Source organism: Paenarthrobacter sp. NPDC056912 (genome assembly GCF_042786555.1).
Lineage (GTDB): Bacteria > Actinomycetota > Actinomycetes > Actinomycetales > Micrococcaceae > Arthrobacter.
This window is the reverse complement of sequence record NZ_JBHUCD010000012.1, coordinates 45,763-57,865: the sequence shown is the minus strand read 5'-3', so window position 1 is coordinate 57,865 and position 12,103 is coordinate 45,763. Positions and strand designations below refer to the sequence as shown.

Annotated in this window: 10 protein-coding genes; 4 read left to right on the top strand and 6 right to left on the bottom strand. The window is 61.3% G+C overall.

Features of this window, described 5'->3' with window-relative positions:
- Positions 1-256 precede the first annotated feature (256 nt).
- A complete protein-coding gene (pdxS, locus tag ACFRJ9_RS14180) occupies positions 257-1,153 on the top strand; it encodes a pyridoxal 5'-phosphate synthase lyase subunit PdxS (RefSeq protein WP_377669007.1) in 897 nt (298 codons plus the stop codon).
- A 306-nt stretch (positions 1,154-1,459) separates the two neighbouring features.
- On the top strand, positions 1,460-1,972 hold the full coding sequence (locus ACFRJ9_RS14175; protein WP_377669004.1) for an aminoacyl-tRNA deacylase: 513 nt from the start codon (positions 1,460-1,462) through the stop codon (positions 1,970-1,972).
- Between the two features lie 55 nt (positions 1,973-2,027).
- Here ACFRJ9_RS14175 and ACFRJ9_RS14170 read toward each other — a convergent pair whose 3' ends face one another.
- Complete coding sequence (locus ACFRJ9_RS14170; RefSeq protein ID WP_377669261.1) at positions 2,028-2,723, bottom strand: transcriptional regulator; 696 nt, start codon at positions 2,721-2,723, stop codon at positions 2,028-2,030.
- Positions 2,724-3,057: 334 nt separating this feature from the next.
- Here ACFRJ9_RS14170 and ACFRJ9_RS14165 point away from each other — a divergent pair, with 334 nt between their 5' ends.
- On the top strand, positions 3,058-4,611 hold the full coding sequence (locus ACFRJ9_RS14165; protein ID WP_377669001.1) for an anthranilate synthase component I: 1,554 nt from the start codon (positions 3,058-3,060) through the stop codon (positions 4,609-4,611).
- 182 nt (positions 4,612-4,793) lie between these two features.
- On the opposite strand, the gene modA is transcribed toward ACFRJ9_RS14165, so the two are convergent.
- From modA to ACFRJ9_RS14145, 4 genes are all read right to left on the bottom strand, one after another.
- On the bottom strand, positions 4,794-5,600 hold the full coding sequence (modA, locus tag ACFRJ9_RS14160; RefSeq protein ID WP_377668998.1) for a molybdate ABC transporter substrate-binding protein: 807 nt from the start codon (positions 5,598-5,600) through the stop codon (positions 4,794-4,796).
- A 156-nt stretch (positions 5,601-5,756) separates the two neighbouring features.
- The gene (locus ACFRJ9_RS14155; RefSeq protein ID WP_377668995.1) at positions 5,757-7,517 is read right to left on the bottom strand and encodes a flavin reductase; all 1,761 of its coding nucleotides are present in this window, start codon (positions 7,515-7,517) and stop codon (positions 5,757-5,759) included.
- Positions 7,518-7,540: 23 nt separating this feature from the next.
- Entirely contained in the window at positions 7,541-8,779 is a 1,239-nt protein-coding gene (locus ACFRJ9_RS14150; RefSeq protein WP_377668993.1) for a styrene monooxygenase/indole monooxygenase family protein, read from the bottom strand.
- Between the two features lie 58 nt (positions 8,780-8,837).
- On the bottom strand, positions 8,838-9,626 hold the full coding sequence (locus ACFRJ9_RS14145) for an SDR family oxidoreductase (protein WP_377668991.1): 789 nt from the start codon (positions 9,624-9,626) through the stop codon (positions 8,838-8,840).
- A 577-nt stretch (positions 9,627-10,203) separates the two neighbouring features.
- Between ACFRJ9_RS14145 and ACFRJ9_RS14140 the strand changes: the two genes are divergently transcribed.
- On the top strand, positions 10,204-11,127 hold the full coding sequence (locus tag ACFRJ9_RS14140; protein ID WP_377668989.1) for an AraC family transcriptional regulator: 924 nt from the start codon (positions 10,204-10,206) through the stop codon (positions 11,125-11,127).
- A gap of 109 nt (positions 11,128-11,236) precedes the next feature.
- On the opposite strand, the gene ACFRJ9_RS14135 is transcribed toward ACFRJ9_RS14140, so the two are convergent.
- The gene (locus tag ACFRJ9_RS14135; RefSeq protein WP_377668987.1) at positions 11,237-11,938 is read right to left on the bottom strand and encodes a GntR family transcriptional regulator; all 702 of its coding nucleotides are present in this window, start codon (positions 11,936-11,938) and stop codon (positions 11,237-11,239) included.
- Positions 11,939-12,103 lie beyond the last annotated feature (165 nt).

Below are 12,103 nucleotides of genomic sequence, written 5' to 3'. Positions count from 1 at the left end.
AATTCGGGGGTCCAGCCAATCACGGACGACTGCCTGGCCAAGAAGCCGACGCTGCCGTCGCATGGGAGCGGCTCGCGTGGCGAAAGGCGGTAGTAGCTTTCCTCGTCTTCAGCCATTGGTGACCCACGGCCGGGCGGCCTCGACATCACTGGGCCCCTGTGCACTCACAGATATCAATTTACAACTCGCGTTCGTGTGGCCAGGCCCTCAGGTGGCGGTCCCAGCCACACTGCCCGCCACCCATGGAGAGACAAAGATGAATACAACGAACAGCGTCACGGGCAGCAGCCGCGTTAAGCGGGGCATGGCTGAGATGCTCAAGGGCGGCGTCATCATGGACGTCGTTAACGTCGAGCAGGCCCGCATCGCCGAGGACGCCGGTGCCGTAGCCGTTATGGCGCTCGAGCGTGTCCCGGCCGATATCCGCGCCCAGGGCGGCGTGTCCCGCATGTCAGATCCGGACATGATCGATGCGATCATCGCCGCCGTGTCCATCCCGGTCATGGCCAAGGCCCGCATCGGCCACTTCGTCGAAGCCCAGGTCCTGCAGTCCCTCGGTGTGGACTACATCGACGAGTCCGAGGTCCTGACCCCGGCCGACTACATCAACCACATCGACAAGTGGAACTTCACCGTCCCGTTCGTCTGTGGTGCCACCAACCTCGGTGAGGCTTTGCGCCGCATCAACGAGGGCGCGGCGATGATCCGGTCCAAGGGCGAAGCCGGTACCGGGGATGTTTCCAACGCCACCGGGCACATGCGCCAGATCCGTGCCGAGATCGCCAAGCTCGCCGCCCTCCCGGAGGACGAGCTCTACGTTGCGGCCAAGGAACTGCAGGCCCCGTATGAGCTGGTCAAGGAAATCGCTGCCACGGGCAAGCTCCCGGTGGTGTTGTTCACCGCCGGTGGCATCGCGACCCCGGCTGATGCTGCGATGATGATGCAGCTCGGCGCCGACGGCGTGTTCGTCGGTTCCGGTATCTTCAAGTCCGGCAACCCGGCAGAGCGTGCCGCCGCCGTCGTCAACGCCACCACGTTCTACGACGATCCCGATGTCATCGCCAAGGTCTCCCGCGGCCTCGGCGAAGCAATGGTCGGCATCAACGTCGACGACATCCCCCAGCCCCACCGCCTCGCAGAACGCGGCTGGTAAGAGCAAAAGCAGTACGACGGCACGATTCCGTCCTGGTGCGGGTTGAGACACCGGCAATACCCCAAAAAACAGGGAGTCGCACCAACCATGGAATCGACGTCGACGATACGTTCCTCCACAAGAACAAAAGATGTCCTCGGCGGCGGAGCCGGGCTCGAGGGCGGCACAGCCGGCCATTGCAGTTGGGGCCGCCCCGCGCGAATCAGGTGACGACGCAAGTGAGTCGGGACACTGGAATGTCGTGCACGGGCCCTGGAGAATTCGCGAAGACTGCGCATTTCCGCTAAAGCAAGTACAGGAGTCCTGATGAATCAACCAACCGAACACATGTCCATTGAGTCCGAGAATCTGATCGCCGTGTCAGTGCTCGATTCCAGCACGACCGACTATCGCATTCACCACCACGCACCTGTGATGGGAGCCGACGATCATGCCAACAGCGGGCTCTCACTGGATAAATCCGCTAAGACGCTCGCGTTTCTTGTCGCCGGAGAACGATTGGCGCTCGTGGCGCTGCCCGCCACGTCAAAGCTCGGTTATGGTCAGCTTGCCAGAATTCTCAGTGCCTCGCGGTCACAGATCAAGCCCGCTCCTCCAGAGGCACTGGAGCGGCTTGGCATGAAGCCCGGCGGCGTGTGCCCGTTCACCGACGACGCTGGTGTGCAGGTGGTCATCGATGAACAAGTGTTTACTTTTCCGGTCATTTACTGCGGGAGCGGAGACCCGGGCTTCACGGTAGAAATTACCGCGGAACAGCTCCGCCGGGCTTGCCCTGCAGCGGTTATTGCCGATGTGAAGGCAGTGCAAGCCAACGCCTAGCGGCTGCGGGTAACATGTGCGGTTCGGGACCATCGATTCAGATCGCAGGCTTCCTCTAAGCCTGCTTCTGCTCAAGTTCATTCAGATAGTTGTAGATGGTGAACCGCGTCACTCCAAGTTCTTGAGCCGCCTTTTCCACACTCTCTTTAAGCGTGAAGAAACCTCGCTCCTTGAGCGCCTGGATTACTGCAAGTTTGTGGGACTTTTGAAAGAGATTGATTGGCACACCCACTGAATTGATGGCGTTCTTCAGAACATGCTGGGCAACCTCTTCGACATCCCCCAGGAACTCCTCCGGTTCCCCGGCCCCGACTGCTTCCGGCGAACCGGTCCGTTCGGCCGGCATCATAGAGCGCGCCAGCTCTGCGAGGATACGCCAGTCATGGGTGTCGCTATTGATACAAAGGGCGGCGATTGCATTGCCTGCAATATCACGGAAAATAATGGTAGAACTGCGCAGTTCCCGCCCGTCAGAATGCTTTCCGATGTAACCCAGGGTGGTGCTGTAGTTCCCCGTGGCACTCGCCCGAAGCAACAAATCAGTTGCCGAACCACCCACGGCACGCCCTGTGAGATTTCCAGCCACTGCCACGATCGAATTGGGCAGTAGGCGCAAGTCGTGTAGGACGACCTCGCACTCCCCAGGGATCAGAGTCGCCAGCGGCTCAACGAGCGTTCGCGCCGTGTGCAAAATTATCTCCGCATGTCCGGCCGTCTCTTGCTCAATAGACGCCAGCTTATGGCTCTGCATGGCCACAAGAGAACCCCTTTCTACGACCGTTCTTTACCAAGGCTACCCGATCCGAACGCGAGCCTCAGTTGGCTGATTTCCCTTGTGTAGGTGGGGGTCCGGCCCGCGGTTATCGCAGGGTGGCGGGGTGAAAAGACGGCATGGTCGAACAAATCGAGCGTGATGCCTGAGATCCGGGTCTCAGCATGCGGTACTGGGTGAACTCTCCCGCAGCCGCTGCCATTGAGAATCTTGGTTTTATTCGGATGGACACCTCGGATTCTATGGCTTTTCGGCGGGCGCAAAATGAAGCTCGAAAATCTGAAAATTCAAATTTTCCTGATAGGCTTCAACAGTGAGTTTAACTACGACTCGAGAAGCCTTTAATGCGGCCCGGGCGTCGCAGGCAGTGATCCCGGTATGTCGAGAGATCTTCGCAGACGCCGACACGCCCGTAAGTATCTACCGTAAAGTTGCTGCGTCCCGACCAGGCACGTTCCTCTTGGAGTCTGCCGAGCAGGGTGGGCTATGGAACCGATACAGCTTTGTCGGTGCCGGCAGCTACGGGATGCTCAGCGAACACGGCGGATACGCCTGCTGGATCCAGGCTCAAGCGGGGCTTGACGAAGAACGATTGTTGCCGGGCGGTGTTGCCGGGCGGGCCCCGGTTGAGGCGCTGCGCGCTGTCTACGAACGCTGGAGCTACGCTCCTACAGTGGACTTGCCGCCCTTGGCGAGCGGCCTGGTTGGTTACCTCGGCTGGGAGACGGTCCGCCAATTTGAACGTCTGGAGAACGGCCCCGTTGAAGGACCTGGAATTCCAACACTGGCATTGAATTTCGTTTCCGAGCTCGTCATGATTGACCACCGCGAAGGCAGCGTCGTGGTCATCGCAAACGTGCTGCTCGACGAAGCCTCGGATGAAGCACAGGCTCAGGCCCTCTGGGCGGATGCCCAGCGCCGTCTGGACACATTGCAGTCCGCCCTCGCTGCCCCGATGGCGTCGCCGCTCGGTGAGATCGACCGCACAGTTGTAGCAAGTCCACGGCCGTTGACCTCCAAGAAGGACTTCCTCGCCGCAGTTGATCGGGCGAAGCAGTACATCGTAGACGGCGATATCTTCCAGGTGGTCCCCTCGCAGCGCTTCGATCACGAGTGCGTAGCCGATCCACTCGACGTTTACCGGGTTCTTCGCCATCTCAACCCCAGCCCTTACTTGTTTCTCCTTAGCCTTGAAGACACGCAGGGAAACCCGTTTGCGGTTGTGGGGTCCAGTCCTGAGGCTCTAGTGACTGTGCAGGACAACGGTCGTGTGATGACACATCCAATCGCTGGTTCGCGACCTCGGGGGGCCACGACCGAGGAGGACCAGGAGAACGAGCGCGAATTGTTGTCCGATGAGAAGGAGCGCGCAGAGCATCTCATGCTGGTAGACCTAGCGAGAAACGACCTGCTGCGAGTGTGTGTGCCCGGCTCCGTCGAGGTGACGGAGTTTATGCAAGTTGAGCGCTACAGCCACATCATGCACATCGTTTCCAGCGTGGAGGGGCAACTCAGCGAGGGTAAGAACCCCATAGATGTTTTGCGGGCAACATTCCCTGCTGGAACCCTTTCCGGAGCGCCGAAGCCGCGCGCGCTTCAGATCATCGACGAGCTCGAGACCATGCAGCGCGGCGTCTATGGTGGTGTCGTCGGCTATTTTGGTCTCGCGGGAGCAGCGGACCTTGCGATTACGATCCGTACTGCCACCATCAAAGACGGAGTGGCCATGGTGCAGGCGGGTGCCGGCATCGTCGCTGACTCCGTACCTGAGGCAGAGCATGCCGAGTGCGAAAGCAAGGCTGCGGCCTCATTGCGCGCCATTTCGATCGCAAACACCTTGACGCGACTGGACAGCACCAGCGAATGACGATTCGCGAGGGCAGCCACTTGACGCCAGGCACCTGACCCGCCGAAAGACAGTGGCTGGTTAGGTGCCTGGCGTCGCGGCCAGCGGCAGCAGGACGAAGAGCCCTCCTGCTGCCGCATTCGGATGGATCCACAGCGGACGTCCGGTGTATCCGCGTCGGCAGCGTGTTTCCACTGCGATGGTTACGGGGTGCCGAATCCTGCGTCGGAGAGAACCATCTTGCCCGCGGAGCCAGTGACCGCTGCGATGAAGGCCTTGGCAAGATCCTTGTTCTTGGAGACCCCCACCGTTGCAATGGGGTAAGTGTTCACAGCCTTGTCCGATTCCGGGAAAGGGATGCCCTTGACTTTGTCGCCAGCAATCTTGACGTCCGTGACGTAGACCAAGCCGGCGTCGGCCGCCTGCGAGGTTACCTTGCCTAGAACATCGGTGACAGAGGATTCCTCGCTGACTGGGGAAAGGGTGGTTCCGGTGGCTTTTTCTATGGCCACTTTTGCGGAACCACATGGTACCTGCGGTGCGCAGACGACAACCTTCACGCCGGGCTTGGCAAGGTCCGCGAAGGACGCGATCGACGCCGGGTTGCTCGGTGGAACTGCGATCGCCAGGACGTTGGTGGCGAAGTTCGTCGCGGTCCCGTCGATGAGTTTGGCGTCGGCGAGCTTGTTCATGTTCTTGGTGTCGGCGGAGGCGAACACGTCCGCGGGTGCGCCCTGAGTGATCTGTGTGACCAGGTCCGATGAACCTGCAAAGTTCAACGTGACTTTGATTCCGGGGTTCGCTGCTTCGAAGTCCGAGGCGATCTTGGTGAATGTGGACTTCAGCGAGGCCGCCGCGAACACAGTCACGGTTCCCGAGGGGGAGGGGCCAGGACTGGTGCTAGCAGGGCCTGTTGCTGACGCGGTGCTGCTGCCTGAGCAACCGGCCAAGCTAGCGGCAAGGGCTCCGGCTGCCACCAAGGCAGCGGTGTTCTTGCGGGTGATACCCATATGAAGTTCTTTCCTTAGGGTCGATAGCCGCACCCATAGTTGGCCGCTCCACGCGGAGCCGATTCGTCGTCCGGGCACCAGGATCGTCTTTGGGCGGTGTAAGGATCACGGTTTCGGTCTAACGGCCAGGGTCGGGGCAGGGTGCGGCAATGATTGCTAGAAATCAGGGTGAGTGGCTGTTGCGTGGTACTTGCCGCTGTGGAAGATCAGGGGAGCGCCGCCGTCGTTGTTGTATTTCTCCACTTCGCCTACATAGATGACGTGGTCGCCGGCGTCATGCCGCGAAACGGTGCGGCACTGGAACGTGGCTACGGCGCCGTCCAGCAGGGGGACGCCGGCGATGCCCTCAGTGGTTTCCGCGCCGGCAAACTTATCTGTGGAGGGAGTGGCGAACTGGCGGGACAGGACGTGTTGGTCGCTGGCCAGGATGTTGATGGCGAAGTGCGTGGCGTCCTCGAAATCTCCCAGGCTGGGCGCGCGTTTGCTGGGGCACCAGAGGACCAGCGGCGGTTCCATGGATACTGAGGTGAACGAATTCGCGGTCATGCCAACCTTCCGGCCGTCGGCGGCAACGGTGGTCACCACGGTGACGCCGGTGGCGAATTGGCCCAAGGCGCCCCTGAAGTCCCGGAGGTCGAAGGCGGCGCTGTCCTCTTCCTTGCGGGCCTGCATGAAATCGGCAGCGGCGGTGGCATCGAACCACCAGGGGTACGAGGTCCGGGGATCATCGAAACCGCCCACGATGCTCGCAGCCAGCGCGGGATGTTCCCCGGCTTCGCTCAGCAGTGTCTTCTGGTGGTCCCGGCGGGGCTTGAGGAGATCGTTGGTCCACGCCACGGCCCATTGGCCCCAGCTGCGCCAGAACTCATCAAACGTACGGTCCATCCATTCGCGGTCGAACGGTTGCTGTCCGCGGCGCACGATCGCATCAAGGTAGTACTTGGCCGCCAGCGTGGCGTTGTTGGAACCCTGCCCGCTGATGGGATCGTTGAGGACCACGGCGTCACCCAGGCCGAAGACCAGCTTCCCGTTGCCGAGCTCCCCGACGGCGGACCTCACCGTGGGCGTGATGCGTCCCAGCAGCGTTGCGCCGCTGTCGGTCAGTTGCGCGTCGGCGAAGTTTTCGGCCTCGTGCGGGAAGTGTTCGCGCAGGATCTCCAGAGAGCGCTGGAGCTGCTCTTCGGGGGTTACGACGTCGGTCCAGCGGTCCATCGGGCCGCCCACGACGCCTTCGAACACCATCATGCGGCAGGGACCCGAGACAGTCAGACCGGGTATGGTGAAGAACTCGCCGACGCCGGGTGCCATGGACATGCGGATGGCGTCACTGCCGGTGCCGGTGGCGGTGTCCCCGTCAGCACTGGCGGCAGCACCGGCGTCGGGCGTTACGTAGTTGAGCGCCAGCACCCGCTGGGGGCGGTCGAAAGGTGACTTCGCTTTGTCCCGCGGGAAGATCTGGCCGATCTCGCCCTTGCCGGTGCTCACGATGACCAGTTCGTAGTCGCGGGCGAGTTCTTCCAGCATCCGTGCGGTGACCTTTTCGATGCGGAAGTCCCCGCCAGCGGCCACGAACGTCTCGATCCAGAGGGCGCTCTTGATGCGTTGGTCGATGGAACGGGCGGCTCCGTCCAAGGGCGCTTCCCAATTGATGGTTTCGTCCGGGCCTTCAACGCGCATCCGGATGGAGGTGATGTCCGGGACGGATCCGGACTCGTAGAGTCCGGTCAGGGCGGTGCCCAGTTGCGCTTCGGCGTCGAGGGCGGTGGAGAACATGCATTGGCTGGACATGACCTTGCCGGTGCGGATCTGGGCAGCTGAACGGTCCGAGAAGAGCGTTACCGCGTAGCCGTCCCGTTGCAGGCCCAAAGCCAGTTGGGCGCCGGATTCGCCGGCCCCGATGATTGCTATCTTTCGCATTCTTGAGTCCTTATCGGGGCGTGCTAGGAAACTTTGGCGGCTGAAAGGCTAGCCAGGTAGTCCGCTGCTTTGTCCGGGTACATGAACCAGTCCTGGAATTCCGGGGGGTGGTTGAAGCCGTTGGCGAACCGGTGAGCGATGTCCGGTTCCTGGTTGGCCGCGCCCAGGAGTTCAAGGACGTGCGGCGGGGGAGGGGCCAGGAGGGCATTGGTCCAGTGTGCAACGTGCTGTGCGTAATCCCAATAGCGCTCGAAGGTTGCCTGCATGAATGGGGCATCGAATGCGCCGTCGTGTCCGATGATGCTGTCCAGGTACGACGCCGCGCACTTGCTCGCGTTGTTGGAGCCCTGCCCGGTGATGGGATCGTTCAACACCACGACGTCGGCCAGGCCAAGTACTTGCCGACCGCTCGGCAGCGTGGCAATGGGGTGGCGGACGGTCGGGGCGAACCGGCCCTGAAGGACGCCGTTGGGATCGGTGAGTTCCACGTCCATAGCGCGTTCTGCTTCCCAGGGCAGGAACGTCTTCAGGATGTTCTTTGAATTCTCCAGGTGCTCCTCGGGAGTGAGGCCCTTCCAGTTGTCCATGGGGCCGCCAGGGATGCCTTCAAAGATCATGATTTCGCAAGGGCCCGTGGTGGTGAGCGCGGGGACTACGAAGTACTCGCCAATGCCGGGGATGAGGTTGAACGAGACGGCTGGGTATTCCTCTCGCGGTGTCAGGCCCTTCACGTAGGTCAGCGCCAGGGCGCGCTGCGGGGCGTCGTAGGTGCTGCGTTCGGCGTCCCTCGTGAATAGCTGGGCGATTTCGCCCTTGCCGGCGGCTACGATCACCAGGTCCGAGTTCTGCGTGTATTTCTCCAGCTCGGCTACCCCGGCGTCTTCGAAGACCAGCTCGCCGCCGCGTGCCGTGAACTCTTCCATGAAGCGCGGAAACTTCACGCGTTGGTCGATGGACTGGGCGTGGTTATCCAAGCGGGAGGCCCAGCTGATGGCCTTCTCGCCAGGCAGTTCGGGGTGCGGAATGGTGAACGAGATCCCCTCCACGGTGGGCGCGTCCGGCCAGAAATCCAGCCCGAGTGCCCTCTCGTGCTGCAAGGCGTTGTGGAAGATGCATTGGCTGGAGGCAACTTTGCCTTCACGGATCTCGTCGGGCGTTCGGTTGGAAATGGTGGTCACCTGGAACCCGGCATCCAGCAGGCCGATGCCCAGCTGCAGCCCGGACTGGCCGGCACCGACGATGGTGATGTGGCGTTGCGTCATATTGTTTGTCCTCTTCTTTGATGGAAGTTGTGTTGAGGCTAGCTTTCGAAGTTTGTTGTCAGTTGGCGGCGAGCAGCGGAATGGTTTCTTCGGCGCGTTCGGGACCCAAGGCGGAGTATCCGCCGTCGACTGCCCAATCGGCTCCGGTCACGAAACTTGCCTGGTCGCCTGCGAGGAACGCGACGACGTCCCCCACCTCATGCGGGCGGCCGACGCGCTTGAGCGCGTGGAACGGGGCGGCCACAGCATCCGTCTTTTCCAGATTTCCGTTGCTGAGGGAGTCCATGATGTTGCTCCACACCCAGCCCGGGCTGACCGAGTTCACCCGGATGCCGTCCGAAGCGAAATCCACGGCCATGCTCCGGGTTACCTGCACCAACGCGGCCTTGCTGGCCGGGTACACCCAGCGACCGGTCTGGGCGACCGAGGTGGAGATCGACGTGAAGTTGATGATGGCGCCGTGCCCGGAAGCCTTGAGGTAGGGCCGGGCTGCGTTGCTGGCCACCACGGCGCTGACCAGGTTGACGTTGAGCGCTTCGAGCCAGTCGGCGCGGCCGGACGCAGCGCCCTCATCCTTGTACGTACAGGCGAGGTTTACCAGGATGTCCAGCCCACCGTGCGTGGCTACCGTCTGGCTAACGAGCGCGTTCACAGCGGCATCGTCGGTGATGTCGGTGTGGGAGTAGTGGATACCTTCGCCCAGCCCGGCGGTGACAGAACCGCCGTCGGGCGCTATGTCCGCAACCACCACCGTGGCGCCCGCATCGCGCAGCGCGGTGACAACGCCTTGGCCCACCTTGGTTGCTCCGCCGGTGACGATTGCTGTCCTGCCTTCAAGTCCTGACATCCTCCATGCCTTCCCGTAATTGCCATGTTGTAGAAATATGACGTGCGTCATAATTGTTCTGAGTGCGACTTAAGACAACCGCTGGATTCCAGATCGTCTACTTAGCGCAGAACTCATCCGAAATGCGCAAAGTCGTCCACCTCTTCGAGCCAGCCAACCCAAGGCTCCGAAGTGAGTCGGACGTCCTTGGCCTGCAGTTCCGCTATCCAGAGTGCGAAGTCGGCCCTATTCGGCTCCAAAAATTGAGCCAGGTACCTCAATGGTGAAATCATGGATGCATCCTCTCCGGGCGGGTGGTCTATTTGCTCGGCCGGGGCGCTGGCTTCGGATGGTTCCGATCCCATTCTTCCCGCCGGTCGTGTATGAGCTTGATGTTCTTCACTGGTCCTCACCTCGCTTTCGACGCTGTTATGGTGTTGTGAGCTGCGTCATACTTGTCCTAAGAGAGACTTTATGCGGCCGCTGTGATTGGGGATATCCAAGTCGCGCGAGCATTATCCGAATTGCGCAAATCTGTGGAGTGGGTGCCCAAATGGTGAAAATTCTTGCCCGTGATGTTCTGCGGGGACGGCCAACAATGACCACAACTGACCTGGATGAGGCGCATGCCAAGATCACCGAGTTGTTCGTCAGCCATGAGCTCGCGCCCCGAACCAGGAAATCGTCGGTGGACATGAAGCTACGATCCCTCCACCGGGGCGACGTCGGAATCGAGTTCTTGGACTATGGCGCGGACGTCCGTATAGATCCCGAGGACCTGCAGGATTTTCGGGTGGTGCAGATACCGCTGGCCGGGCATCCGTCGATGCAGGTTGGCTCTACTACCGTGGAATCCAGCCAGCGTATGGCGACCGTCCCGCCGATCGACCGGCCATTTTCCATGACTTGGGATGGCGGCAGTCCACACCTCATCGTCTATGTAAGGCGTACAGCACTGGAGCGGGTTGCCGAGCAGTTGTATGGCAAAAGCGCTGTGGACCTGGGCTACGGTATGGACCTCTCAGGTGGCGCCGGTCGCGCGTTCCTGAGGTCCGTCGTCGAACTTCATGACGACATGATCGGCCAGCCGTCGTCTACCGCCCCCGCCTTTTTGCAGGGGTTGTTGGCGGACAGCATGGTGTCCCGACTCTTGATGGCGATGCAACCGTCCATGGCGGAGGCCCGGAACGTGGAAGTGGAACGGCGGCTTGTCCGTGAGTTTCGGGAGCTGTTGGAGTGCCACTTAACCGAGGAACTCACCGTGCCGGACATTGCCGAGTGCTTGGGCGTCTCAGTCCGGACCCTCCAGACCGCCCTGCGGGCGGAAACCGGCGCGACGCCGTCGGGATTGTTGCGGAGCATCCGGCTGGACCGTGCCCGGGAGATGCTGCTGGAAGCCAACCCGCGCGAGCAGAGCGTCACTGCGATCTCGGAGCTCTGCGGCTTCACGCATCAGGGGCGCTTCTCTGCGCTGTATTTGAAGTCGTTCGGCGAGCTGCCATCGGAGAGCCTCCGCCGCTGAGTACTCGCGCAGGATGTTGGTCGGGACATCATTCCCGACCAAACCAATGAGGCGAACACAAAACGCTCTTTGGGTCAGGGTCTGCTTTCAAGAGGCCGGTGCCCGATACCTACAGCAATTCTTCGACCGCAGGCAGTTCAGCCCAGATGTCCTTACCGGCAAGCTGGTTGGCCACGGAGTTGGCGGCCGAAGCCAAATGGCCGTAGAGGATGCGCACGGACTGCTCGGCATCATGATTGCTCATAGCGTCCAAAAGCGCCTGGTGCTCGGAATCATGCCGTTCCCGCACGTTCGTCAGGCGCATGGAGGAGCTCCGGTATCTCTCAGAGTTGCGCCAACCGGGGGTGATGGCGTTGACCAGCCATTCGTTGTCCGCGGCCCTGTATATCGCAAAATGGAATCGTTCGTGTGCTGCGCGGGCAGTGACGGCATCGCCCTGGGCGTAAGCGATCGCCCTTTGGTCCAGGGCATCACGTGCTGCACGGGCGTCCTTCTCCCCAAATTTCGGAACAGCGACTCTGAGGACACGAGTTTCCAAGTAAAGACGGGCACGATATGTATCGACGAGGTCTTTGAGGTCCAAGGGGCGTACTTGCGCCCCTCGGTGCGGAATCATCTCGACGAGTCCAAGACTGGCCAGTTCTCTGATTGCTTCGCGCACCGGCATCATCGACATGCTTAACTGATCGGAGAGATCCTGGAGCCGGAGAAATGAACCCGGTTCGATAACGCCGTCTACGATGGCGTTATACAGCGCCTTGGTGGCAACTTCGGCACTCGTTGAACGCTCCTGCTTACCTAGAAGTCCCAACTCGCTTCCCCCTCTATGTTGTAGTGGTGCTACGTCTTTGTTGTCGTGTGGCGCGCCGGGGGGGGGGGGCGGGGGGCCCAGGGGCGGCCCACCCGAGAAAAACAAAACGGTTTTTGAGAAGGGCCCCCGCGGGGGGCATAATAAAAAAAAAAAAACCCCCCAAAC

Excerpts from the sequence above, each read along its gene's own strand:
- pdxS (WP_377669007.1), top strand. The coding sequence starts at position 257 with ATGAATACAACGAACAGCGTCACGGGCAGCAGCCGCGTTAAGCGGGGC.
- ACFRJ9_RS14175 (WP_377669004.1), top strand. The coding sequence starts at position 1,460 with ATGAATCAACCAACCGAACACATGTCCATTGAGTCCGAGAATCTGATC.
- ACFRJ9_RS14170 (WP_377669261.1), bottom strand. The coding sequence starts at position 2,723 with ATGCAGAGCCATAAGCTGGCGTCTATTGAGCAAGAGACGGCCGGACAT.
- modA (WP_377668998.1), bottom strand. The coding sequence starts at position 5,600 with ATGGGTATCACCCGCAAGAACACCGCTGCCTTGGTGGCAGCCGGAGCC.
- ACFRJ9_RS14155 (WP_377668995.1), bottom strand. The coding sequence starts at position 7,517 with ATGCGAAAGATAGCAATCATCGGGGCCGGCGAATCCGGCGCCCAACTG.
- ACFRJ9_RS14150 (WP_377668993.1), bottom strand. The coding sequence starts at position 8,779 with ATGACGCAACGCCACATCACCATCGTCGGTGCCGGCCAGTCCGGGCTG.
- ACFRJ9_RS14145 (WP_377668991.1), bottom strand. The coding sequence starts at position 9,626 with ATGTCAGGACTTGAAGGCAGGACAGCAATCGTCACCGGCGGAGCAACC.
- ACFRJ9_RS14140 (WP_377668989.1), top strand. The coding sequence starts at position 10,204 with ATGACCACAACTGACCTGGATGAGGCGCATGCCAAGATCACCGAGTTG.